Source organism: Lysobacterales bacterium (genome assembly GCA_019634735.1).
Taxonomy (GTDB): Bacteria; Pseudomonadota; Gammaproteobacteria; order Xanthomonadales; family UBA2363; genus Pseudofulvimonas.
The window spans coordinates 541,907-567,188 of the sequence record JAHCAT010000001.1; the positions used below are offsets into that span (position 1 = coordinate 541,907).

Below are 25,282 nucleotides of genomic sequence, written 5' to 3' on the forward strand. Positions count from 1 at the left end.
GCAGCGGCGCGCCCGGCCCGGGTCGGCACCGTGCCGATCGTGCGCCGGAGACGGGCCCGCAGGTCGCGCCAGCGGGCGTCCTCAGTGATAGCCGCTGTCCTCGCGGGCATGGTTCTCGAACTTGGTGTACTGGCCCAGGAAGGTCAGCTTGACGACGCCGGTCGGGCCGTTTCGCTGCTTGCCGATGATCACCTCGGCGATGCCCTGCTCGGTCGACTCCTTGTTGTAGTACTCGTCGCGGTAGATGAACACGATCACGTCGGCGTCCTGCTCGATGGCGCCGGACTCGCGCAGGTCGGACATCTGGGGCCGCTTGTCGTGGCGCTGCTCCAGGGAGCGGTTGAGCTGGGACAGCGCGATCACGGGCACGCCGAGCTCCTTGGCCAGCGCCTTGAGCGAGCGGGAGATCTCCGAGATCTCGGTGGCGCGGTTTTCCTTGTTGCCCGGCACCGACATGAGCTGCAGGTAGTCGACCACGATCAGGCCGAGGTCGTGGCTGCGCTTCAGGCGCCGCGCGCGCGCCCGCAACTCCGTGGGCGACAGCCCCGGCGTGTCGTCGATGAAGATCCGGGCGTCGGCCAGCAGGGTCATCGCCGAGGTCACCCGCGGCCAGTCCTCGTCGGCGAGGCGGCCGGTCCGCAGCGCCTGCTGGTTGATCCGGCCCAGCGAGGACAGCAGTCGGAAAGTCAGCTGTACCGCCGACATTTCCATGCTGAAGATGGCCACCGGCTTGCGCTCGCGGATCGCCGCATACTCGGCCATGTTGACCGCCAGCGCGGTCTTGCCCATCGAAGGGCGCGCGGCGAGGATCACCAGGTCGCCGGCCTGGAGACCGGCGGTCATGTTGTCGAAATCCGTGAAGCCGGTGGCCAGGCCGGTGATGCTGCTGTCGCTGTGGTAGCGCTCCTGGAGCATTTCCAGGGCCTCGCGCGCCGCTTCCTTGACGCTGACGAACTGGCGGCTGCCGCGGCTGCCGGACTCGGCGATCCGGAACACCTGCTTCTCGGCCTCCTCGATCAGCTCCGCGACCGGCCTCGCACCGGGCTGGAAGCCGTCCGACGCGATCCGGGTACCGGCATCGATCAGCTGCCGCAGCACCGACTTCTCGCGCACGATGGCGGCGTAGGCCTCGATGTTTGCGGCCGAGGGCGTGGCATTGGCCAGTTCGACCACGTAGCCGGCGCCGCCGACGTCGGCGGCACTGCCGTTCGCCTCGAACCATTCGCCCAGGGTGACCGCGTCGCAGGGTTGATTGCGCGCCGAAAGCTCGCCGATGGCACGGAAGATCAGACGGTGCTCGCGCCGGTAGAAGTCCTCCTCGCCGATCTTGTCGGCGACCCGGTCCCAGGCCTGGCCGGAAAGCATGAGCCCGCCGAGCACCGCCTGCTCGGCCTCGATGGAGTGCGGCGGAACGCGCAGGGACTCGATGTTCCGGTCGGCGACCAGGCGTTCGGCGGGCTGGGACATGGGCGTGGATCGATGGCCAACGGGAGACGGTGCAGACGATAAAGCCCCAGCCGTCTCACGTCATGCGACAACCTGTGGACAACCTGTTGAAACGACGTCGGCGCCATCGCGGTCCGGGAGGCGGAGACGGCCCGGACCGGTGGCATCAGCGGCCGGCGAGGTGCTCTTCCAGGAAATCGTGCAGCATCGCGTAGGCCCGCCGTGCCGCGCGCGCGTCGTACCGGCAGCCCGGCGGCAGGTCGGCGTCGGCCTCGGCAAAGCAATGCACGGCGCCGCCGAAGCTCGCCAGCGTCCAGTCGGCGCCCGCGGCGCGCATCTCCGCCTCGAACGCACGCAGGTTGCCATCCGGCACCCACGGGTCGTCGGCGCCATGCAACACCAGCACGGCGGCGCGGACCTCGCCCTTGCCGGCCGCCAGGACCGGTTCGGGATTGCCGTGCAGCGAGACCACCGCGGCGACATCGGCGCCGCTGCGCGCCAGCTCCAGCACCGTGGTCCCACCGAAGCAGAAGCCGACCGCCGCGATCCGTCCCGGCAGCAGGACGGTCCGGCCGTGCTCGGCCAGCGCATCGACCGCAGCCGCGACCCGCGCCCGGGTCAGCGCGCGGTCGGCGAGCACCGCGCCGCTGGCCTGACCGGCCTGGGCGGCGTCGGCAGGGCGAAGATTCTTGCCGTACATGTCCGCGACCAGCACGACATAGCGGCTGCCGGCCAGCACCCTGGCCTTTTCGATGGCGGCATCGGTCACGCCCATCCAGTTGGGCACCATGACCAGGCCGGGACGATGCACGCGCAGGGCGCCGTCGTACACCAGGACGCTCTCGAACACCCGGCCGTCGATCTCGTACTCGTGCTTCTCGACCACGGTCTCCGCACGACAGCTGCCGGCGGCCAGCAGCAGCAGGACGGCAAGTCGGATTGTCATGGCGCGGCTCCAGGGGGCGGAGCGACAAGGATGACCGGCGCCCGTCGTCTTGCCAAGGCGCCTGCGCGATCCGCCGCCGCGCCGCCGACCCGGCCCGCAACACCCTGCGCGGATCGACCGATCAGGCCACGCCCAGTCCGGGAATGCCGGACAGGACTTCCGGATCGAAGCCGGCAGCCGCCGCGAACGCCCTGCCCCGCTCCGTGTAGTCGCGGAAAACCGGGAAGCTTGCGGCACCGGGCGCCAGCAGCACGACGCCGCCCGAGGGCAGCGACAGGCGGGCCAGTGCGACCGAGGCGGCGACATCGCGGCACTCGGCGACCAGAATGCCGGCCTTGCGCAGCAGCGCGGCGATCGCCGGACCGCTCTCGCCCTGCGTGCAGACCAGGTGCGGCTTGTGGCGGGACATCGCGCTGATCGCCGGCCGCCAGTCCAGGCCGCGGTCGAGGCCGCCAAGGATCATCGCCAGCGGCCGGTCCCGGTAGCAGTCCCAGGCGGCCAGCGCCGCGGCCGGCGTCGTGGCGATGCTGTCGTTCACGTAGAGCACGCCGTTGCGCTCGCCCAGTTCCTGCAGTCGGTGCGGCAAGGGCCGGAAGCTGCGCAGGTGCTGGAGCATGCGTTCGGGTTCGAACCCCGCAGCCTCCAGCGTGGCCAGCGCCGCGCAGACATTGCTGGCGTTGTGCCGGCCGCGCAGCGGCAGGCCGTCCATCGGCAGCAGCCGACGCCCGCCCCGCCAGACATGGCCATCCCTGGCGTGCCATCCGTCGGTCAATCCGAAGCGCAGCAGCGCGCCGCGGGCGCCTGCGGGCAGTTCGATCCGCGCCGGCAACACGCAGCGGGCGGCCCGCCCGAACAGGCGCAGCTTGTCGCGGCGATAGCGCTCGGCGTCGCCATGCCAGTCCAGGTGCTCCTCGGCAAGGCTGGTGAGCACGGCCACGTCCGGCTCGGCATCCAGATCGGCGATCTGGAAGCTCGACAGCTCGAACACGTACCAGGCCGCCGGTGGCATCAGGTCGAGGCCCAGCAGCGGCAGGCCGATGTTGCCGGCCAGCGCCGTGCGGATGCCATGGCAGCGCAGCAGGTGCGCCACCAGGGCCGCCGTCGTGCTCTTGCCCTTGGTACCGGTCACCGCGATGGTGCGGGCGCCGGGATGCTCGCCGAACCAGATCGCCGTACCCGAAGTGAGCAGGGTCCCGCGGGTGCGCGCCTGGCTGAGGTCGGGCCGGTACAGGCTGATCCCGGGCGACTTGATCAGCACGTCGAAGCCATCCAGGGCTGCGTCGGCGGAGCCTTCGGCCAGCACGCCGACCCCGGCTGGCGCGGTACGCAGCAGTTCCTCGTACTCGTCGGCCGGGACGATCCAGGTCAGCGGCTTGTCCGGAAAACGCTGCTGCAGGGCCGCCAGCGCCGCCCGCCCCTCGCGGCCGCTGCCCCACACGGCTACCCGTCGGTACTCGAGTTCAGCGTAACGCATCGAAAAGTCCCAGCAGGCGGTCGGGCAGCGCGTGCCCGGAGCGTGGCACCAGAAGAGGCTCCAGCTCAAGGTCGCCGGCTGGCAGCGAGGGCAGTATTTCGGCGGCGAAGCGGCGAACCAGGGCATCTTCGCGCCAGTCGGGCCGCTGCGCCAGCGTGGCCAGCGCCGCGCGCGACTCTGCAGCCTCGCCCACGCACTCGAAGGGCTTGTGCCGTTGCCATTCCAGCAAGGCGTCGAAGTCGCCGGCCAAGGCCGGGTCGTCGAGCAGGTTGCGCCCGAAGATACCGACCAGGGCCGGCTTGGGCAGGAACGGCGCCAATGCCAGGAACACGAAATGGCATTTCGGGCACAGCCCGCACCAGCGCTCGCGCGGCTTGTCCCCCAGCAGACGGAAGTTCCGGTTGCAGCTCGAGAAGTGCGCGTGGTAGCGGGTCAGGCGCGCGAACTGCCGGGTGATCGCCAGCTCGGTGAGTGGCCGAAGCAAGGAGAAGTAGTCGAGGTCCGCCGCGATCCCGGCACGGACCTCGGCGGCGAAGGCGCGCTCGAACCCGATGCCCTTGCTCCACTGGTGGTTGACCACACGGTCCCCGGCCTGGAGCGTGGCGCTCGATGCCGAGGCCTCGTTGGAGAACACCACGGCGTCGTGGCCGTACAGCACGGCTGCCGCCACCAGCACGGCGGAGTTGATCGCCGTGACCGGGATGTGGCCATTCAGCGCGCCCCGCCGGTTGTACTCGAACAGCTCCGGGGCCAGGCTCCGGTGGATGTTCAGCACCGGCAGGCCGGTGCGTTCGGCGACCGCGGCGATCAGCGGCGAATCGCCGACGTGGACCAGGGTCATGGCCTCGCCGGCGGCGCGGAGCAACTCGATGGACACCAGGGAGTCCTTGCCGCCGCCGATCGCCACCAGGCTGCTGCGCGGCAGGTGCAGCGCGGGCGCCGGCCCGGCCTGGTCGCCGCGCGGGAACCGGACCCGGCCGCGCAGGTCGATGCCGTTGCGCCAGGCGAATTCGGCCAGGCCGTCCGTGTAGACCGACTCCAGCAGGTCGGCCAGCCCGGGTGCCGGCGCGGCTCCGTGGACCTCGATCACCGGCGGCACCGCGGCCTTGAAGTAACTCACCCCGGCGACCAGATGGAGCAGCCGGAGGGCCCGTGCAAAGGCATCCGGGTGGGCTGGCGCCGGCGCATCCGGAAAGCCGATCCGCTCGACCAGGTCGACGCCGTCGTCGAAGCCGTACACCAGCCGGGCCTGCCCGGCATCGGCGTCCCACTCGACCCGCCGGAACTGGAAGCGGCCGATGTCGCCGGGAACGAAGGCGACGGCGCTCATGGCACGGCCTCAGCAGCGTCAAGCACGCATTCGCGGGGGCGCCCCCGCAGGTTGTAGTCGCTGGCCATCACCGCACCGTAGGCGCCGGCCAGGTCGAACAGCAGCAAGTCGCCGCTGGCGGTGCCTCGCGCCAGAAGACGGCCGGCGGCCAGGGTGTCGGCGCTCTCGCAGATCGGACCGACCACGTCGACGCGGAGGTCCGGCAGGCCATCCGGCCGGTCCAGGTTTTCAACGGGGTGCCACGCGTCGTAGAGCGCCGGCCTCAGCAGGGTGTGCATGCCGGCATCGACGCCGACGAACAGGCGTTCGCCCTTGCGCTTGACCTGGCGGACCCGGGTCAGCAGCACGCCGGCTTCGGCGACCAGGTAGCGGCCGGGCTCCATCCACAGCGCCAGGTGCGGATAGGCGCGGCGCAGTTCGGCCAGAGCGGCATCGAGCGCTGCCAGGTCCAGGCTGGGCTGGCCCGGCTGGTAGGGAACGCCCAGACCGCCGCCCAGGTTGAGGGCGGCCACGTCGGGCAAACGGTCGGCGAGGCTGGCCAGCTGCAGGCCGACCGCGCGCCAGTGCCCGGCATCGAGGATGCCCGAGCCCAGGTGTGCATGCAGGACCTCGACCCGGAGGCCGGCCGCCGCCGCCGCCGCGAGGGCTTCCGGCAGGTCGGCCAGCGGCAGTCCGAACTTGCTGTCCTGGCCGGTCCGTACGTGGGCATGCAGGCCACGGCCCGGACCCAGGTCCAGGCGCAGGGCGATGCCTGCGTCGAACGCACCGCCGGCAAGCGCGCGCAGCGGCTCCAGGCCGTCGATGCCGATCCGGGCGCCGCGCGCGAGCGCGTCCCGGTACTCCCCTGCGGTCGCCATGTTCGGGGTGAACAGCAGGCGCTCCGCGGGGAGGATCGGCAGGGCCGCCTGCACGGCATCCAGTTCGCCGGGCGAGACGCATTCGAAATCGAAGCCTTCCGCGGCCAGGACGCGCAGGACGTCCGCGTGCGGATTCGCCTTCACCGCGTAGTGCCAGCGGGCGACCGAAGGCAGCGCCGCCAGCGCGCGCGCCTTCGCCCTGACCGTGGCCAGGTCGTACACGTACATCGGCGTGGCCTCCGTGGCCAGCGCCTGGAGGGCGGGTGCGCGGTCGCGCCACCAGGGCCGGGCCCGTAGCACGCCGGCGCCGGCATACAGCTGCGCCCAGGAGGGGCCGAACACGGCGTCGTCCTCCGCCGGCAGTGCGCCGGAGGCGATCAGGGCGTCGTGCAGACGCGGCAACAGGCCTTCGGCGTCGACTTCGTCGAGCACGAAGGTCAGGTTGAGGTCGTTGCTCGACTGGCTGATCAGGTGCACCCGCAGGCTGCCGATCTCGGCGAGCACGTCGCGAAGCCGGTACAGCAGGCCGCGCATGCCGCGCCCGACGAAGGTGATCGCCGTACAGGGCGTGATCGCGCGCACCCGGCAGAACCCGGCCAGCTCGGCGCACAGGGCGGCCAGGACGTCGGAGTCCACCAGGTTGTCGCTGGGATCGAGCGAGACGGTGACATTGGTTTCCGCCGAACCGATCAGGTCGACCGACAGACCGTGCTTGCGGAACACCTGGAACACGTCGGCCAGGAAGCCGACCTGCTGCCACATGCCGACCGTCTCCATCGACACCAGGGTGACGCCCCTGCGGCTGGAGACCGCCTTGATCGAGGGCGGCGCATCGGGCACTTCCGGACCGATCCGCGTGCCGTCGAGCTCGGGATGACCCGTGTCGCGGATCCACAGCGGCACGCCGGTACGACGCAGGGGGGACAGACAGCGCGGGTGCAGCATCTTTGCGCCCGTGGTGGCGATCTCCTGCGCCTCCTCGAAATCCAGGCGGCGCAGCAGCCTGGCCCCGGGCACCTCGCGCGGGTTGGCGCTGAACAGGCCTGCGACGTCACTCCAGATCTCCACCCGCGAGGCGTCCAGGCTGGCACCGAAGTAGGCGGCGGAAGTGTCCGAGCCACCCCGGCCCAGCAGCACCGTGCAGCCATCCGCGTTGCGGGCGATGAAGCCCTGGGTGATGAACACCGCTGCAGCCCGGCCTGCGAGCCGCTCGCGCAGCGCATCGTCGCGCCCGACCGGCACGCTGGCCGAGAGCCAGTGCGCCCATCCGACCTGGTTGGCGACCGGCTGCGCAAGCAGGCAGTCGCGCGCGTCCAGCCAGCGCGACGCAAGGCCAGCCTTGCGAAGCGCGGCATTGCCCAGCGTGCTGGACATCAGCTCGCCCAGCGCCATCAGCTCCGCCTGCCTGGCCCAGGGCCCGCTGCACTCGCCGGTCGCACCGACCGCCACGGCGAGCTCGGCCAGGCGGGCCAGCCAGGGCGACAGCAGGCCGGGGTCGACGCCGAGCTGGTTCGCGAAATCGATGTGCCGCTGGGCGAGTTCGGCGGCCCGCTGGCGCCGGACGTCGACGTCGGCCTCCTCGGCGATCGCCTTCAGGGCGTCGGTGGCGCCAGCCAGCGCCGAGACCACCAGCATCACCCGCGCACCCTCGCCCAGGCGCTCCCGCGCCAGTCCGGCGATGGTCGGCCAGCATTCCGCGCGGCCGACGCTGCTGCCGCCGAACTTGAGCACGATCCAGGGTGCATCCGGAGGCAGCGGACGGGCGGGGTCGGTCATCGCATCGCAGGTCTGTGTCGAAGCGGCATTCTGCCCGAGCCGGAGGAACCACAAAAGCGCCTGCCCCGTGCTGGCGCGCATCGCCTCATCGGCGCTCGCCCGACGGCGCCGGGGCGGCGTACCGGCGCTCAGAAGGGACCGATCGCATGCGCCTGTGCGATCAGCTCGCGCCGCCGCTCCGGCGGCAGGGGCCTGGGGAAGTGCACCAGCAGGTGGGGGTGTCCGGTCGGCTCGAAGCCGGCCGCGCAGGTCTCCCTGATCGCCAGGGCGTCTCCGCTGTAGCCGAACAGGGCGCTGCAGCGGTCGGCGTAGATGGCCAGCGATCGCACCAGGGTATGCCGGTAGATGCCGCCGACCGTGCGCAGCGCCTGGCGGTCCGCCGCCGGCAGCCGGCGCAGCAGCCGGTCGTCCGAACAGGCGCCGCCGCCCAGCAGGATGTCGCCGTCGCGGCTCCAGTGGATGTAGCAGGCCGGGTGCCGGCTGCCCTGGTCGTCGACCCAGAACCCCACCACGTGCAGCGGGAAATCCGGGATCTCGAGTCGGTAGCGGCGCCGGAACAGCGCGCGGGCCAGCGTGTGGCCGTCCTCGACCTCCTCCACGGGAAAGCGCTGGTTGACGTCGGGGATCATGGGCGGGCGGCGGGCCTGGCTTGCTGCGGGGCGGGCAAGCATAAACGACGCGCCGGCCGACCGCGGGTCCGGCGCGTCGATCAGGGGTTGCCGACGCCGTGCGGCACGTGGCCGGTGGCGACGAAGCGCCGCGCCGATTCCGTGTTGGCCCCGGAATCGTCGAAGAAGATGTCGGCGGCGAAGGCCTCCAGGAACGGCCCCTTGGCGAGCCCGCCCAGGAACACCGCCTCGTCGAGCCTGACGCCCCACTGGCGCAGGGTCAGGATCACACGCTTGTGGGCCGGCGCCGAACGCGCCGTCACCAGCGCCGTGCGGATCGGCGGATCGTCGGCCGGGAACTGCGACTGCAGCGCGTGCAGGGCGGCCAGGAAGCCCCGGAACGGGCCGCCGGACAGCGGCTGGCCGGCATGCTCGGATTCGTGGCGGGCGAACGCGTCGACGCCCTGCTCCTGGGAGATGCGCTCGGACTCGTCGCCGAACACCACCGCATCGCCGTCGAAGGCGATCCGCAGCGGCCCGTCGGGGTCGCCGCCGATCGCCGAGGACAGGATGGTCGCGGCCGCCACCCCGGCCGCCAGTGCGCGGCGCACGTCCTCGCCGTTGGCCGAAAGGAACAGGTCCGCGTCGAACGGCCGGATGTAGGGATACGGCGGGGCGCCGCCGGTGAAGGCGGCGCGAACGATGTCCAGGCCGTAGTGCTGGATGGAATTGAACACGCGCAGGCCGGTGTCGCTGGAGTTCCGCGACAACAGGATGACCTCGACCAGGCGCTGGCCGGCGCGCTGGTTCAGCGACAGCAGCTTGCGCACCAGGCCGAAGGCGACGCCCGGTGCCAGCGGCTGGTCCTCGCGCGCCACCTGGTAGCGGCCGTAGGCGTCGACGCCTTCGCGTTCGAACACCGTATGGCTGTCGTCCAGGTCGAACAGGGTGCGCGAGGAGATCGCGACGACCAGGCGCCGGTCCGGCGGACCGGGCGGCATGGCGTCATTCGAACTCATCGAAGAACAGGGTATCGCTGGTCAACTGCCAGGCTGCCGCGACATCGATGCGTCCCCAGCCACTGACCGGGTTGGGTACCGAGGCGGCGGGGATGCCGGCGCAGACCTGGGCATGGCCGACCGGCACCGCGGACCGCCGCAGCAACTTCTCGATGCGGGCGACCCGGCCGCGCAGGCGCTCGTCGCCGGAGATCAGCAGGGCGACCGCGCCGGCGACGTGCGGCCCGGCCATGCTGGTGCCGGAGAAGGTCCCGTAGCTGGTGGTGCTGGTCCGGGTCGCCGAGCGCACCGAGGAGCCCGGCGCCACCACATCCGGCTTCGGCCGGCTGCCGATGCCTGCCGCCACCGGCCCACGGCTGGAGAAGCCGCTCATGGCATTGGCGCTGGTCGTCGATCCGACCGTGAAACTGGCATCGTAGATGGCCGGTGGATCGACGATGGTGCCGCACGACGAGCCGCTGTTGCCCGCCGAGACCACCACGACGATACCCGCCGTGCGCACGTTGACCACCGCCTGCTCGAGGATGGCCGGCGTGGTGCAGCCTTCGGAGGGCGGACAGCCCCAGCTGTTGTTGATGACGTCAGGCGCCAGGTCGGGCCGGGGGTTGCCGCCGGCCAGGTCGGTGGGCGCCACGAACCACTGGAAACACTCGATGTAGGTCGACGGCGTGCCATTGCCGCGCTCCATATTGCGGCAGGCGACCCAGTGCGCGTCCGGCGCTACCCCGATCTGATTGCTGCCGCCGTCGTCGCCGGTGATCGTGCCGATCGTGTGGGTGCCGTGGTTGTTGTCGTCGCAAGGCGACTGCGCGTTCAGGCCGCAGGGATTGGTGCCGGTGCCGATGATTGCGCGGATCGCGTCGTGCCAATGATGGTCGTGGCTGGCGGTGGCGCCGTTCCAGCCTCGATAGCTGTCGCGCAGCGCAGCGTGGTCCCAGCGCACGCCGGTGTCCTGGCCGCCGACAGTGACGCCCTGGCCGCGGATGCCCAGCGCCCACAGGACGGGCGCACCGATCCGGTCGACGCCCCACTCGATGGCGGCGGGCGCGCGGATCACCGGCTCCTCGACCGGGACCGGCAAGGCGCGCGGCGCGTCGTCCAGCACGGCATGCACCCCGGCACGGTCGGCCAGCGCCGCCAGTTGCGCTGCGGTCGCCTCGACGCGCACGGCGTTGACCAGCCAATAGCCCCGATGATCGATGCCGAGCCGGTCGAGCTCCCCGGCCAGCCGCTCCTGGCTGGCCGCCGCGTGCGCGCGCCAGTGGCCGACCAGGCGCTCCCGCCAGCGGGCCGGGGATTCGCCTGCATGGCGCACGGGCGGCGAGGCGGACTCGAGCTGCACCAGCGCCGCGCGCATCCCCGGAAAATCGCGAAGCGCCGGATCCAGGCTGCCGGCGAGCGATTGCCCGCCCGCCAGCAGGGCGGTCAGCGAGGCGGCGAGCACGAGGGGGTTGCGGCGATCAGGCGAACTGCTCATTGAGGATGCGCTCTTCCAGGTTGTGGTCGGGGTCGAACAGCAGCGTGACCGAACGTTCGTGCGCTTCGCGCACGCGCACCTCGACGACGTTGCGGACTTCGTGGGCGTCGGCGGTGGCGCTGACCGGCCGCTTGTCCGGGTCCAGCACCTCGAGCACGATCTCGGCATCGCTGCGCAGGATCGCACCACGCCAGCGGCGCGGCCGGAACGGCGCGAGCGGGGTCAGGGCCAGCACCTGGCTGGCCAGCGGCAGGATCGGGCCGTGCGCGCTGAGGTTGTAGGCGGTGCTGCCGGCGGGCGTCGCCACCAGCACCCCGTCGCAGACCAGCTCCGGCAGGCGCACGCGGTCGTTGACGTGGACGCGCAGATGGGCGGTCTGCCGGGTCTGGCGCAGCAGGGAGACCTCGTTGTAGGCCAGCGCCTCGACGCTGGCGCCCGATTCGCCCTGTGCGAGCATCTGCAGGGGTGCCAGGACCGCCGAACGCGCCTGGCCGATCCGCTCGACCAGGTCGCCCGCCTCGAACTGGTTCATCAGGAAACCGACCGTGCCCAGCTTCATGCCGTAGACCGGGCGACCCTCCCGCCCGTGCCGGTGCAGGGTCTGCAGCATCAGGCCATCGCCGCCGAGCGCGACGATCACGTCGGCGCCCGCCGGGCCGGCATCCCCGTAGCGCGCCTGGAGCTGCTCCTGGGCCGCGCGGGCGGCGTCGGTGCGTGCGGCGATGAAGGTCAGGCGCGGGTTGCTCACCGCGGCAGTCTAGCCCGGAACCGGCGCCGCAAACGCGCGTCCGACGCATGCGCCGTCCGGGAACGGCCGCTACTGCTGGAAGCCATCGGCGAAGATGCGATCGCCGCCTTCGAATAGCGCCAGGGCCCGCCGCGACGTGCCGGCGATGCCGACGAAGCCGCCGGCGACGGCAAGGCCGCCGACCGGTCCCGGTCCAAGGGCGTCCACCCGTCCCTGCACCAGCGGCCGCCAGGACGGATCGGCGGCACCCGTCACGGTGTCCAGGCGCAGCACGCAGCTGCAAGGCGAGCCGTGCACCGAGACCAGCTCGCCACCGGCATGGATGACCTGTCCGCCCTCGGCGCGCAGCGCCCGCACCGACGGGCCGGTCAGGCCGGCATCCCAGCCCGGATCGGCGGCACCCGACGGACCGGCAAGCCGGACAAGACGGTTGCGGGCCAGCCCGCCGGCCAGCCCGAACTCGCCTCCGGCGTAGATCGCGCCGGCACCGTCGCGGGCCAGCGCCAGCACCGGCCCGTCGGCACCCGGGTTCCAGGCCAGATCTGGCTGCCCGGAAGCAAGCTGCAGCCGCCCGAGGTTCTGCCGGGGTTGACCCGCCAGCACGCCGAAGTCGCCACCCACATGCAACAGACCCCCGTCGAGCAGCAGGCTGTGGACCGCGCCGTCGGCACCGGGGTCGAAGACGGGGTCGACCGCGCCGGCGGCATCCAGCCGCGCCAGGCGCGCGCGCGGCAAGCCGCCGATCACCTCGAAGGACCCGGCGACGATCAGCGCGCCGCCCGCGGTCCGCACCAGTGCCCGGACGGTGCCGAACGGGGCGGGGTTCCAGGAAGGGTCCAGGGTGCCGGTGGCATCTTCCAGGAATCTGGCAAGGTTCAGACGGACCGTGCCGCCAGCGCGGTTGAAGTCGCCGCCGGCGATCACGGCGCCATCCGCCTCCGCGAGCGCGAGCACCACGTCGTTGGTCTCCGGCGCCCAGTCAGCATCGATCTCGCCATCGGCCATCACCCTCAGAAGGTTGCCCCGCTGCAGGCCATTGGCCAGGTCGAAACGCCCCCCCGCAACCAGCGTGCCACCCGGCCGCGCCAGCAGCGCCCGGACTTCGCCGGCACTGCCCACCGCCTGCAGCGGCCCCTGCGGCACGCCGGTCGGGTCGAGTCGGACGAGACCGAGGCGTGGCTGTCCGGCGACCCGGGCGAACAGGCCGCCCGCCACCACGCCACCGCCGGGAACCGGCGCCAGGCTCCAGACCCGGGCGTCGCCGTTGGCGACGAACGCCGGGTCCGCGACGGCCGGTGCGGTCGCGGACAGGCGGGCCAGCATCTCCCGGGGCTCGCCGGCCAGGTTGCGGAAGGTGCCGCCGGCATAGATGCCGCCATCGTTCGCGGCGAGCGCATAGACGACACCGTCCGGGGCCGGCAGCCAACCGGCGTCGAGCTGCCCGGTGCCGGCATCGACCCGCGCCAGACGGCCGGTCGGCTGGCCCGACAACGTGCCGAAGTTGCCGCCGACATGCAGCCACCCCGCCGACAGCACCAGCGCGTTGACCAAGCCATCGGCGTCGACCTGCCAGGCGCCATCGACCTGGCCGGCACTGTCGATCCGCGCCAGCCCGCTGCGGGCGACGCCATCCACGGTCTGGAAGCTGCCGCCCGCATAGAGCCAGCCCGCTGCGCTCGCCAGGGCGAGGACTGGCCCATCGGCATCGGCCACGAAGCCCGGATCGGTCAGGCCGCTGGCGGCCAGCACGCGCGCCAGTCGCGCCCGCGGCTGGCCACCGACGGTCAGGAAGTCGCCGCCCACGTACAACGCGGTGCCGTCCAGGTGCAGGACGTGCACCGGTCCGCTGGTATCCGCCTGCCAGCCGGCATCGACCACGCCCGCGCCGGTCAGGCGCGCGACGCCGGCGCGGGACGTGCCACCGATGACCGAGAACGCCCCGCCAGCGTAGATGTCGCCCCCGGCATCGACGACCAGCGATGCCACCGGCCCATTGGCGCCCGGGTTCCAGTCGGGATCGACGCTGCCGTCCGGCCTCAGCCGCGCCAGGCTGGCGCGAGCCAGCCCGCCGGCCTGGCTGAAGTTGCCTCCGAATACCAGGCCACCATCGGACTGGCGGACGACGGCCAGCACCTCCCCGGCGACGACCAGGTCCAGATCCGGCAGCGGCAGGGGCGTGGGCGCGGGCTGCGCCAGGACCGACCCGGTCAGCAGGGAAAGCCAGAGGATCGGAGCGATCCTGCGTCTTGCCGGAATCCGCGAAGTGTGCGCTTGCATGGTCGGGCGTCCTTGGCTCGGCTTGCCCCCGGGCAGGGTGGATCAGCGGCCCTCCGCTGCCTGTATACGATGCCACCATAGCGCCTGCCCCCCGGCGCCGCCAAGACGGCGCCGGGGGGCGTATCCGGGTGCCTCAGCCGGCCCGGGTTCCGGCGTTCACCAGCTGGGACAGGCGGCGCACCGCGACCATCACGGTCGGATAGTCCATGCCGACCTGGCTGCGCATCTCGGCGAGCATGCCCAGGGTGTAGCGCAGCGAGTCGTCGGCCTGCTCGAACCAACGGTCGACCACCTCGCGTCCGGCCGCCGCGCCGCCTGCGCCCAGGAACTGTGCGGTCAGGGCACGGTGCTGGCTGAACAGTTCGTCGCGCAGGTTGCCGCGTGCATGGGCATGCCACCGGCCAGCGACGGGCAGCTCCTCGATGCGGTCCATCAGCCACTTCAGGTGCAGCGCCTCGCCCGCCTCGAACCAGGTCTCGGCGACCCGTCCGACCGGCAGCTCGTGGCTGACCGCCAGCTCGACGATATCCAGCGCCGAGGACAGCGGCAGCAGCGCGCTGATCTGGCCGGCCAGGCCACCCGGCAGCCCGCGCTCGACCCACTGCGCGACATCCGCCTTCATCGCCTCGCGCTCGCCTGCCGAGACCAGGCGGCCCAGCTCCTTGCGCAGCTCCGACAGCCCCGGCGCGTAGCGCGCCACCGACCTGGCGATCGCCAGCTTGCCGCCCGGCAGGTTGAGCAGCCAGCGGGTCATCGCCCGCAGGAGCTGCCAGATCCGCATCAGCGCATCGATCTGCACGGCATCGGCGACCTGGCCGTCGAGCGCGTCGATCTGTGCCCACAACCCGCGGGCATCGAGGATCTCCCGGGCGATCGAGAACGCCTTTGCGACCTGCCCGGCGGATTCGCCGGTGTCCTCCTGCATGCGCAGCACGAAGGTGGCGCCCATGCGATTGACGATCGAGTTGGTCACCGCGGTGGCGATGATCTCCCGGCGCAGGCGGTGCTGCTCGAGCTCCTGCGACCAGCGCTCCTGGATAGGCTTCGGGAAGTAGCGCGCCAGCTCGGCCGAGAGGTGCGGATCCTCGGGCACGTCCGAGTCCAGCAACCGCTCGTAGAGATCGATCTTGCTGTAGGAGAGCAGTACCGCGAGCTCCGGCCGGGTCAGGCCTTCGCCCCTGGCGCGGCGCTCCTCCAGCTCGGCATCCGACGGCAGGTACTCGATGCCGCGGTCCAGCTTGCCGCGCCCTTCGAGCGTGCGGATGAAATGCTGCTTGGAGCCCAGCCGCGCGACGCTCATCCGCTCCATCAGGCTGATCGCCTGGTTCTGCCGGTAGTTGTCGACCAGCACCAGCTCGGCGACCTCGTCGGTCATCTCCGCGAGCAGGTGGTTGCGCTCCTCGAGGCCGAGCTGGCCGCGCTGGACCAGCTCGTTGAGGAGGATCTTGATGTTGACCTCGTGGTCGGAGGTGTCGACGCCCGCCGAGTTGTCGATGAAATCGGTGTTGAGCAGCACGCCGGCATGGCGCGCCGCCTCGATGCGGCCGAGCTGGGTCATGCCCAGGTTGCCGCCTTCGCCGACCACCTTGCAGCGCAGCTCGCGGCCGTCGACGCGCAGCGGCGTGTTGGCGCGGTCGCCGACCTCGGCATGGCTTTCGCCTGCGGCCTTGACATAGGTGCCGATGCCGCCGTTCCAGAGCAGTCCGACCGGCGCCCTGAGGATGGCGCGCATCAGCTCGTTCGGCGGCAGGGCCTCGACCTCGTCGTCGATCCCGAGCGCCGCGCGCGCCTGCGGCGAGACCGGGATCGACTTGGCGCTGCGCGGCCAGACGCCACCGCCCTCGGAGATCAGGGCGCGGTCGTAGTCCTCCCAGCTCGATCGCGGCAGCGCGAACAGGCGCTCCCGCTCGGCGAAGCCGCGCGCCGCGTCCGGCTGCGGGTCGATGAAGATATGGCGGTGGTCGAAGGCTGCGACCAGCCGGATGTTGCGCGACAGCAGCATGCCGTTGCCGAACACGTCGCCGGACATGTCGCCGATGCCCACGCAGGTGAAATCCTGCTTCTGGCAATCGATGCCGAGTGCCCGGAAATGCCGCTTGACCGACTCCCAGGCGCCGCGCGCGGTGATGCCCATACCCTTGTGGTCGTAGCCGACCGAACCGCCGGAGGCGAACGCGTCGCCCAGCCAGAACCCGCGTTCCGCCGAGATCGCGTTGGCGATGTCCGAGAAGCTGGCAGTGCCCTTGTCGGCCGCCACCACCATGTAGGGATCGTCGCCATCGTGCCTGACCACGTCGGACGGCGGCACCGGGTTGCCGTCGACGAGGTTGTCGGTGACGTCGAGCAGGCCCCTGATGAAGGTCTGGTAGCAGGCGATGCCCTCGGCCAGCACGGCATCGCGATCGCCGCCGGCCGGCGGCCGCTTGGCGAAGAAGCCGCCCTTGGCGCCGACCGGGACGATCACGGTGTTCTTGACCATCTGCGCCTTGACCAGACCCAGGACCTCGGTCCGGAAGTCCTCGCGACGGTCGGACCAGCGCAGGCCACCGCGCGCGACCGGACCGAAGCGCAGATGCACGCCCTCCACGCGCGGCGAGTAGACGAAGATTTCCCGGTAGGGCCGCGGCTTAGGCAGGTCGAGCAGGCGCTCGTTGTCGAACTTGAGGCTGAGGTAATCGTGCGGCTGCCCGTCGGCGCCGGTCTGGTAGTAGTTGGTGCGCAGGGTGGCATGGATGGCGGCCATCAGGCTGCGCAGGATGCGGTCCTCGTCGAGGCTGCCGACCTCCTCGAGCAGCGCCTTGGCCATCGTCACCGCGGCCTGTTCGAAGGCTTCGCGTCCGACGCCGCGCGCCTGCACCAGGGCCGGGATGCGGGCGCGCTCAGCCTCGCTGCGCGACAGCCGCTCCAGTGCCCGGCCCAGCAGGGCCTGTTCGCGCGCCGTGGTGGCGGCGTCTTCGGAACCCCTGGCCGGATCGAACTTGGCCTGGAAGATCTCTATCAGCAGCCGCGCCAGCACCGGATAGCGGCCCAGGGTCTCCTCCATGTAGGCCTGGGAGAACGGCGTGCCGGCCTGCAGCAGGAACTTGGCGTAAGCGCGCAGCACGGCGACCTCGCGCCAGAACAGCCGGGCGCCGATGATCAGCCGGTTGAAGCCGTCGCTTTCGGCGCGGCCGCCCCAGACCGCCCCGAACGCCTCCTCGAAGAAACGGTGCGAATTCTCCAGGTCGACGTCCATGCCCTCGGGAAAGGCGATCTCGAAGTCCTGGATGCACAGGCGATGGCCATCGATATCGAGCTCCCAGGGATGCTCGGCCAGGATCCGCAGGCCCATGTTCTCCATCATCGGGAGCGCCTCGGACAGGGTCACCTGCGAGCCGTACCGGTAAAGCTTGAAGCGCAGCGGACTGTCCTCGCCGCTGCCGGCGCGGTACAGACTGAGGCGGATGGCGCGGTCGGGGGCCAGGGTATCGAGGATCTCCACGTCCCTGGCCGCCTCGTCCGGCGTCGCTTCCTCGATGTAGCCGGCCGGGAAGGACCGCGAGAACCGGCCGGCAAGCCGGGTTCCGGTGTCTCTGCCATGGCACTCGACCAGGCGGTCGCGCAGCTCGTCCTGCCAGTGGCGGGCGATCGCGCCCACCTCGGCCTCCAGCGCCGCGATGTCGGGCGCGGGCGCCGCGCCCTGCCGGGGCCTGACCACCAGGTGCAGCCGGGCCAGGCTGGACTCGCCGACCAGCACCTGGGCGTCGAGGGTCTCGCCGTCCAGCGCGCGCAGCAGCAGCGCTTCGATGCGCTCGCGCACCGAGGTGTTGAAGCGGTCCCTGGGAATGAAGGCCAGCGCCGAGAAGAAGCGGCCGAAGCGGTCCTTGCGCAGGAACAGGCGCGAGCGCGGCCGTTCCTGCAGTCCAAGGATGCCACGGGTGGTGGCGTGCAGCTCATCGGCGGTGCACTGGAACAGTTCGTCGCGGGGCAGGGTTTCCAGGATGTGCTTGAGCGCCTTGCCGCTGTGGCTGGCCGAGCGCAGCCCCGAGCGCTGCATGACCTGCTCGACCTTGGTCCGCACCAGTGGCACGTCGCCGGGCCGCCGCATGTAGGCGCCCGACGTGAACAGGCCGATGAAGCGCCGCTCGCCGACCGCCCTGCCCTGCGCATCGAAGCGCAGCACGCCGACGTAGTCCATGTAGCCGGGCCGGTGCACGGTGGCACGCGCATTGGTCTTGGTGATGATGATGGCCCGCATCGCGCCGGGCTTTTCCGCGTCGTGCGCGGCCAGGCTGCGCACGCTGCGCGGCACCACGCCGGTCTCGTCGCCACGCATCACGCCCAGCCCGGTGCCGGGCACGGCGCGCAGCAGCTCATCGCCGTCGCCCGGCACCACCTCGTATTCGCGGTAGCCGAGGAAGGTGAAGTGGTCGTCGGCCATCCAGCGCAGGAAGTCGCGGACCTCCTCGCGCTCGTCGAGCTGCAGCGGCACCGGCTCGGCGGCCAGCTCCTCGGCGAGGTTGCGCATGCGCTCGCGCATCGCCCGCCAGTCGGCGACCGAGGCGCGGACATCGGCCAGGGCGCGCTCGATGGACTCGCGCAGTGCGACCAACTGCGCAGGTTCGACGATGCGATCGACCTCGACGTGCATGACCGATTCGGCCAGGTCGCCCTGGCCCAGCTCGACCAGGTTGCCCTGGCCGTCGCGCCGGGCCGACAGCACCGGATGGAACAACAGGTGGGTATTGAGGCCCGCAGCGGCCAGCGCCATGCCAACGCTGTCGACCAGGAACGGCATGTCGTCGTTGACGACCTGCACCACCGTGTGGTCGCAGTCCCAGCCGCTGTCCGCCCGTTCCGGGTTGAACACGCGCACCAGCGGCCGGCCGACCAGGCGGGTGGTCGCCATGCCCAGCAGATCGGCCACCAGGGCCGCCCAGTCGCGGTCGTTGCGCAGCTCCAGCTCCTCGGGTTCGGCCGGCCCCAACAGGGCCTGGGCAAGGACCTGGCCGGCGGCGAGACGACTGCCTTCGAGGCGGCTGGCGAGCTGGGCCTGGATGGCAGACAGGGCGTTGGACGCGGCGACGGCCGCGGCAGGGGCGCTCATTGCGGGCTCCGGGCCCTGGGCGGGCCGTTGTTGGACGAGGCCGCGAAGGATACCGAGGGCGGTCCGCAAAGGCCATGCGCCGCGCCCCGGGTGCGGCGTCGCGAACGGCGGCCGGGAGCCCAGCCCACGGCGCGTCCGCTGACAGGGGCGCCGCCGTGGCATGCCAACGGCGTGCCTGAGAACCGTGTCACAGCTGCGCGCGCGCGGCGGGGAAACCTGCGCCGGTTATGCTTCAATGCCGGCATGGCCAGGCTCGGACTCCGTCGCCGAATCTCCATCCTGTTCGCGGTCGTGCTGGCCTTGCTTGCGGCGCTCGCCTGGACCATGTGGTCGGCCATCGACCAGGCACAGGTCGACGCCCGCGACGTCGCCCACGCCTGGCGGGTCCGCGAAGCCGTGGCGCGTCTGGAGAACGAGCTCCGTTCGGCGGTGGCCAGCCAGCGTGGCTACCTGCTCACCGGAGATGCCGCGCTGCTCGCAGGACACCACCGGGCGGTGCCTGTGGTCGACGCCCTCGCCGAGGAACTGCAACTGCTGCTCGCGACCCAGGTCGCAGAGGCCGCGCGGGCGCGCCGCCTGGTCGAACTGGTGCGAATGCGCCTGACGCAGCTGGACGAGGTGCTGACGCTCTATCACGACCAGGGACTGCCGGCGGCGACCGCGCTGCTGGCCGGTTCCGAACGCATGGCCCTGGAAGCGGAACTGGCGCAGGTCGCCGCTGCCCTGCTCGCCGGTGAAGCCGCGACCCTGGCAGGTCGGCAGCGCCGCAGCGAGGCGAGCCAGCGTTCGAGCCGATTGGTCGCCACCGGTGCGGTGGCCCTGGGCGTGCTCCTGCTGACCCTTTCGTTCACGCTGGTGTTCCGCGAGCAGCAGGCGCGCTGGCGGGCCGAGGGCGAGCTTCGTCGCAATGCCCGGCAACTGCAGGAGTCGCTTGCCGAAATGGACCTGCGCGCCCAGGAGCTGGGCACCCTGGCGGCCCTGGGCGAGTCCCTGCAGGCCTGCCGCAGCCGCGACGAGGCCCTGGCCGCGGCGACCAGGGCCGCGGCCGGCCTGCTGCCGGAGGCGGCCGGCCAGGTCCTGGTGCCTGGGGGTGAGGGCTTGAGCGAGGCCTGGCGCTGGGGAGAGCCGGCGGTGGCCAGCCTGGCCACGTTCCCGGAGGGCGAGTGCTGGGCCCTGCGAAGCGGCCAGGCCGTGCAGGTCGAGCACCCGCAGGCGGCGCGCGTGTGCGGACACCTGCACGCCGAGGACCTGGGCGCCGGCGCCTCCCTGTGTCTGCCCCTGGTGGCCCATGGCCAGCCACAGGGCCTGTTGCAGCTCTCCCGCTGGCGCCCCTTCGATGACCGGGAAAGGCAGCTCGCGGCCAGCCTGAGCGAGCAGCTCTCGATGGCGATGGCCAACCTGCGTCTTCAGGAGGACCTGCGCGCGGAAGCGATCCGGGACGTGCTGACCGGACTGCACAACCGGCGCTGGCTGGCCGAGGCGATGCCCCGCGAGCTTGCCAGGGCGCGCCGCGGACAGCGGCCGCTGGCGGTGATGATGATCGATCTGGACCACTTCAAGCGCTACAACGACAGCCACGGCCATGCCGGCGGCGACGCCCTGCTGGCCGCGTTCGGCCGGCTGCTGACCAGCCAGGTGCGCACCGAGGACATCGCCTGCCGCCATGGCGGCGAGGAGTTCGTGGTGGTCCTGCCGGGTGCCGATGCCGGGCAGGCCCTGGCGCGCGCCGATGATTTGCGGTCCGCCCTGGCCGGGCTCCGGCCGATCGAGGGCGGACGCGTGCTGCCGACCACCACCGCCTCGGTGGGCATCGCGGTGGCCGATCCGGCGGGCGACACGACCCCTGCAGCCCTGCTGGCGCACGCAGATCGGGCGCTCTACCGGGCCAAGACCGAGGGCCGCGACCGCAGCGTGGTGGCAGCGGACGGCTGACCGGTCGGGATCCGCCTCAGCTGTGCTGGAAGCCGTTTCCGAAGATCGGATCGCTCACCGCGCAGGCCACGGCCAGGCGCACGCTGTCCTGCGATTGGCGTACGGTGCCTGCGGTGTTGCGGATCTGGGCGTGCACGGTGGCGGTGCCGCCGACCGGACCGGACAGGTTCCACAGCACATTGGCACTGAACGCCTGCCAGGGCGACCAGTTGGCGCCGTCGTTGCTCAGCCGGTACTGGCTGGCCCAGCCGGTACCGTACAGGTAGACGTCGATACTGCAGGTCGCCACCTGCCAGGCCTCGCGGGCGATCACCACGGGCATCACCGCGTCGCGGCGGCCGAACTTCTGGGTCCAGTAGTGACCGTACGGCCCGATGGTGGTGTTCGGCGTGCAGCCCCCCGTCTGGTTGAAGCGGACATTGCCGGCATCGGTGCTGTCGAAGAAATGGCCGGTGCCGACCTCGCGGTAGCTGGTCGACAGGATGTTGGCGCGGTGCCCGGAACTGCCCATCCATCCCGCGACCACCTGCGCGGCGCTGGCGTAGCCAGCGGCGATGTTCTCGCCCCAGCCGTTGGCTGCATATCCGGCCGTCGCGATGCGATCGCCTGGCGAGGTCAAGGTGTCAGGGTCGCAATGCATGAAGAAGTTGCGCTGGCCCATCGCCTGGCTGTGGCCGTTGGCGGCGGCATCGAGATTGGCCTGGCCCTTGAGCGGCGGCAGCTGGCCGTTGTTCCAGCGCTCGACGTTGATCCGCTCCAGGACCTGCTCCTGCAGGGTCTGGGCGGACAGCGGTGCGGCCAGCACGGCGAGCAGCAGGGGAAGTCGGCGACGGCGCATGGCCGGATCCTCGGGGTGACGACCTCGCAGCCTAGGCGCAGGGCCTGCCGCAATCCGTGATTTCCACCACACAACCGTCCTTCGGGTCACGCACCGCTCAGGTCGGCTGGCAGTGCCGCATCGCCGTCCCGGGGCACGCGCTTGCCTGTCGACCCTGCAAGCCGCGGCCCTGGCCGACCGCACGGAACGACCGGATACGCGGGCAGGGCCACTGTCCGGCCGGACCTGCGCCGCACCGCGCCGTGCGACCGGACGATACGCCGGATCGCGCTCAGCGCACCCCGGTCTCGTTTCGGGCGATCACCAGGCGCTGGATCTCGCTGGTGCCCTCGTAGATCTCGGTGATCTTGGCGTCGCGGAAATAGCGCTCCAGCGGCATTTCCTTGCTGTAGCCCATGCCGCCGTGGACCTGAACCGCCTGGTGGGTGATGAACATCGCCGCCTCGGAGGCGTACAGCTTGGCCACCGAGGCCTCGGTGCTGAACCGCGCGCCGGTCGCCAGCGACTGCTGCTTGGCCCAGGCCGCGCGCAGGGTCAGCAGCTCGGCGGCGTCCAGCCGGCACTTCATGTCGGCGATCTTGGCCTGGATCATCTGGAAGCTGCCGATCGGCTGCCCGAAGCTCTTGCGCTCCTGGACGTAGGCGACCGAAGCGTCGTAGGCGGCGCGCGCCAGGCCCACGGCCTGGGCGGCGATGCCGATGCGGCCGGCGTCGAGCACGCCCATGGCGATCCTGAAGCCTTCGCCCTCGGCGCCGATGCGGTCCTCGACCGGGATCTGGTAGTCGCTGAACTCGATCTCGCAGGTGGCCGAGGCGCGGATGCCGAGCTTGGGCTCGGTCTTGCCGCGGTGGAAGCCCTCGCGGTCGGTGTCGATGATGAAGGCGCTGATGCCCTTGGCGCCCTTCGCCGGGTCGGTCACCGCGAACAGCATGATGTACTTGGCGACCGGACCGGAGGTGATCCAGCTCTTCTTGCCGTTCACGACATAGTGCGAGCCGTCGGCCGACAGCACCGCCCGGGTGCGCATCGCCGAGGCGTCGGAGCCCGACTGCGGCTCGGTCAGCGCATAGGCACCGATCGCCTCGCCGCTGGCGATCGGAGTCACGTACCGGTGCTTCTGCGCCTCGGTGCCGTTCTTCAGCAGGCCGTTGCAGTACAGCGTGTTGTTCACCGACATGATGGTCGAGTGCGCGCAGTCGGCGGCGGCGATCTCGAACATCGCCAGCACGTAACCGATGGCGTCCATGCCGGCGCCGCCGTATTCGGCCGGGACCTCGATGCCCATCAGGCCGTTCTCGCCCAGCAGCCGGATGTTCTCCAGCGGGAATTCGCCGACCCGGTCGAAATGCTCGGCGCTGGGGGCGATCTTCTCCTGGGCGATGCGCCGCGCGACGTCGCGGATCATCAACTGCTCTTCGGTGAACTGGAAATCCATGGTCTGGCCTGTGCGATGCGAAACTTTTGCAGCCTAGCGGAACGGCTGCCGCGCCAGCAACACGCGGCGCCCGGGCGCCATCGTCGAGGCGGCCGGGTCGATCCGGAGTGAAGCCGCGCCCGGTGCCGCGGCGCGCCCTGGCCCTTCGCCTCGCCCGGGAGGCCAGGCGGCGGCCGCCGGCCTCAGGGCTCGAAGCCGTCGGCGAAGATCCGGCCGGTGAGCCGGTAGCCGCCGACCCCGCCGGCACGGACCAGGCGCATCACCCGGGGAATGACGTCGGATTTCAAGGTGAAGGAGACGACGCCGTCAGCCGAGTCCATGTACCAGGCAACGGCCGGCGAGTTCGCCACGGTCGTCGACGACCAGTGCACGTTGCCCGCGGGTGCATTGGGAAACACCAGGTCGTTGAAGGCCGGCGTGCGCCGGCAGGCCTCGTGGATCGAGACCAGTTCCTTGATGTTGGGCATCCGCCAGTCGCTCTCGCCGGCGAACCCGGCCGCGCCGTCGTTGTCGGCATCGCTGGCGCCGCTGTTGATGTCGCGGACCGTGCGCAGGGCGGCGCCCCATTGCGGGAAGGACATCGCCAGTCCGCTGCAGCCGGTGCCGGTCCAGGTCTGGCCGATCGCACAGCGCATCCAGACCAGGCCCGTGGCCAGGTGCCTGGCGGTGCCGTCGGCGGCCACCTCGAAGTCGGCGTCGGGGGTGGTCGGCGCGACCCCAGGGTTGAAACAGGACAGCGCCGCTGCCGGCGCCGTCCAGCCTGCGACCAGGGCCAGCAGCAGGCCGGCGATGCCGCGACGGATCATGGTGGGGTGCTCCAGGTCGAAGGAAATCGGACGGGCCGCGCTCATGGCGCGCCCCGGACCAGACGCACCGAGCGCGCGCCGTTCTTGCCATTGCCGGGCAAAGCGGCGCCGAACTCGAAGTAGACCGACCAGGCGGAATCGGAAAAGGCCGCGGGCGTCCCGGTCCAGGTGATGTTCGACTGCACGTTGGGGTTGCCCCATACCCCCGGTACGTTGGGGAAGTAGTGCGCATCGATCGCCGGCGCGCGACCGCCAAGATCGAGCAGGCCACCCAGTTCGGCGCGGGTGGGCATGCGCCAGTCGCTGGCGCCGCAAAGGCCAGCGGCGTTGACCGCGGCCACGTAGCCGGCGGTATCGCAGAAATTGCCCGACGGGTTGTCGACCGGATCGTGGCGGTCCAGGCAGGTGCCGAGGTTGGCGCCGCCGGCGTTGCCGCCGTTGTTGCCGTTGGCGGTGCCGTCCGGACGCGCGGCGCTGCTGAACCAGCTGTACGTCCATTCCCTGTCGAACAGGTCGGCCGGGGCGCGTCGGGTCTTGACCTCCCAGACCAGGCCGGTGGTGTTGTCGCGCACGCAATGCCAGCGGGTGCCGGCAGCCGGGTCGCCGACGTCGAAGCCACCGGCGTCGCGCAGCCAGGCCTGGTCCTGGATCGCCAGGGGCTGGCCGCTGGCGTCCAGCTTGGTGAAATCGAAGCCGGCCCGGCCGCCGCCGAGCCTGGCCAGCACGCCGTCGGCCCGTGCCGCGTCACGGCCGAACGAGGCGTCCTGCCCGGGATAGTCGGGCGGCTCGCCGCCCGGAACCGTCGCCGACGCGGTGTGGAAAACGTTCATGCCGGTATCGTTGAGCGGCCGGGTGCCGGCGTCGCCGGCGGCCACGGCAAGGGGTGCGGCGGCAGCCAGCATGGCGAAGGCGAGGCGCGCCGGTACGGCGCGTTGGCGGTGTGCCTCGGCAGGACGGGGGCGGCGGAATGCAGACATCGGGCGTTCCAGGTGGCGGACGGGGGATCGGGCGATGGCGATGAGGCCGCCCTTCCCTACCCAATCCCCCGTCGGGCGAAACCGAACAGCGCACCGCCTTGACCCGGTCCCGACGCACCCCAGGCTCGTTCACCGTGTTGTCGCGATCAAACGATGGCGCTGGAACCCGGGTTCACGCTGCTGCGCATCCTGGCCGACACCACCCGGCTGCGCCTGCCCGCCCTGCTGCGCCCGAGGGGCTGCGTCGCCG

At 71.6% G+C, this 25,282-nt stretch carries 16 protein-coding genes; 1 reads left to right on the forward strand and 15 read right to left on the reverse strand.

Annotation, left to right across the window (positions count from 1 at the left end):
* Nucleotides 1-81: 81 nt before the first annotated feature.
* The 11 genes from KF823_02285 to KF823_02335 all read right to left on the reverse strand — a co-directional run bounded on the left by KF823_02285 (nt 82) and on the right by KF823_02335 (nt 19,044).
* The gene (locus KF823_02285; GenBank protein MBX3724727.1) at nt 82-1,467 is read right to left on the reverse strand and encodes a replicative DNA helicase; all 1,386 of its coding nucleotides are present in this window, start codon (nt 1,465-1,467) and stop codon (nt 82-84) included.
* A gap of 145 nt (nt 1,468-1,612) precedes the next feature.
* Entirely contained in the window at nt 1,613-2,392 is a 780-nt protein-coding gene (locus tag KF823_02290; GenBank protein ID MBX3724728.1) for a dienelactone hydrolase family protein, read from the reverse strand.
* Between the two features lie 121 nt (nt 2,393-2,513).
* Nucleotides 2,514-3,866, reverse strand: a complete 1,353-nt coding sequence (locus KF823_02295) for a UDP-N-acetylmuramoyl-L-alanine--D-glutamate ligase (protein ID MBX3724729.1) — start codon at nt 3,864-3,866, stop codon at nt 2,514-2,516.
* The gene (locus KF823_02300) at nt 3,853-5,196 is read right to left on the reverse strand and encodes an endonuclease domain-containing protein (protein MBX3724730.1); all 1,344 of its coding nucleotides are present in this window, start codon (nt 5,194-5,196) and stop codon (nt 3,853-3,855) included. The genes KF823_02295 and KF823_02300 overlap by 14 nt, the downstream gene beginning before the upstream one ends.
* Nucleotides 5,193-7,829, reverse strand: a complete 2,637-nt coding sequence (locus KF823_02305; GenBank protein ID MBX3724731.1) for a bifunctional aspartate kinase/diaminopimelate decarboxylase — start codon at nt 7,827-7,829, stop codon at nt 5,193-5,195. The genes KF823_02300 and KF823_02305 overlap by 4 nt, the downstream gene beginning before the upstream one ends.
* Before the next feature lie 128 nt (nt 7,830-7,957).
* Nucleotides 7,958-8,458 carry a hypothetical protein gene (locus KF823_02310; GenBank protein ID MBX3724732.1) on the reverse strand — a complete coding sequence of 167 codons (501 nt, stop codon included), beginning with the start codon at nt 8,456-8,458 and terminating at the stop codon, nt 7,958-7,960.
* An 80-nt stretch (nt 8,459-8,538) separates the two neighbouring features.
* Nucleotides 8,539-9,456: a 5'-nucleotidase gene (locus KF823_02315; protein ID MBX3724733.1), complete on the reverse strand. Its 918-nt coding sequence runs from the start codon at nt 9,454-9,456 to the stop codon at nt 8,539-8,541.
* A complete protein-coding gene (locus tag KF823_02320) occupies nt 9,443-10,933 on the reverse strand; it encodes a S8 family serine peptidase (protein ID MBX3724734.1) in 1,491 nt (496 codons plus the stop codon). Before KF823_02320 ends, KF823_02315 begins: the two co-directional genes overlap by 14 nt.
* Nucleotides 10,917-11,681: an NAD kinase gene (locus KF823_02325; protein MBX3724735.1), complete on the reverse strand. Its 765-nt coding sequence runs from the start codon at nt 11,679-11,681 to the stop codon at nt 10,917-10,919. The genes KF823_02320 and KF823_02325 overlap by 17 nt, the downstream gene beginning before the upstream one ends.
* 69 nt (nt 11,682-11,750) lie before the next feature.
* The gene (locus tag KF823_02330; protein MBX3724736.1) at nt 11,751-13,958 is read right to left on the reverse strand and encodes a delta-60 repeat domain-containing protein; all 2,208 of its coding nucleotides are present in this window, start codon (nt 13,956-13,958) and stop codon (nt 11,751-11,753) included.
* 133 nt (nt 13,959-14,091) lie between these two features.
* A complete protein-coding gene (locus tag KF823_02335; GenBank protein ID MBX3724737.1) occupies nt 14,092-19,044 on the reverse strand; it encodes an NAD-glutamate dehydrogenase in 4,953 nt (1,650 codons plus the stop codon).
* A 243-nt stretch (nt 19,045-19,287) separates the two neighbouring features.
* Here KF823_02335 and KF823_02340 point away from each other — a divergent pair, with 243 nt between their 5' ends.
* Nucleotides 19,288-20,976, forward strand: a complete 1,689-nt coding sequence (locus KF823_02340) for a diguanylate cyclase (protein ID MBX3724738.1) — start codon at nt 19,288-19,290, stop codon at nt 20,974-20,976.
* Between the two features lie 16 nt (nt 20,977-20,992).
* Here the strand turns inward: KF823_02340 and KF823_02345 are convergent, their stop codons facing one another.
* The 4 genes from KF823_02345 to KF823_02360 form a co-directional block, all read right to left on the reverse strand.
* On the reverse strand, nt 20,993-21,814 hold the full coding sequence (locus tag KF823_02345) for a CAP domain-containing protein (GenBank protein ID MBX3724739.1): 822 nt from the start codon (nt 21,812-21,814) through the stop codon (nt 20,993-20,995).
* A 271-nt stretch (nt 21,815-22,085) separates the two neighbouring features.
* Nucleotides 22,086-23,249 (reverse strand): acyl-CoA dehydrogenase family protein, encoded by a 1,164-nt coding sequence (locus KF823_02350; GenBank protein MBX3724740.1) that lies wholly within the window; start codon nt 23,247-23,249, stop codon nt 22,086-22,088.
* 182 nt (nt 23,250-23,431) lie between these two features.
* Nucleotides 23,432-24,100 carry a DUF1566 domain-containing protein gene (locus KF823_02355; GenBank protein ID MBX3724741.1) on the reverse strand — a complete coding sequence of 223 codons (669 nt, stop codon included), beginning with the start codon at nt 24,098-24,100 and terminating at the stop codon, nt 23,432-23,434.
* Entirely contained in the window at nt 24,097-25,032 is a 936-nt protein-coding gene (locus KF823_02360; GenBank protein MBX3724742.1) for a DUF1566 domain-containing protein, read from the reverse strand. Before KF823_02360 ends, KF823_02355 begins: the two co-directional genes overlap by 4 nt.
* Between the last annotated feature and the right edge of the window lie 250 nt (nt 25,033-25,282).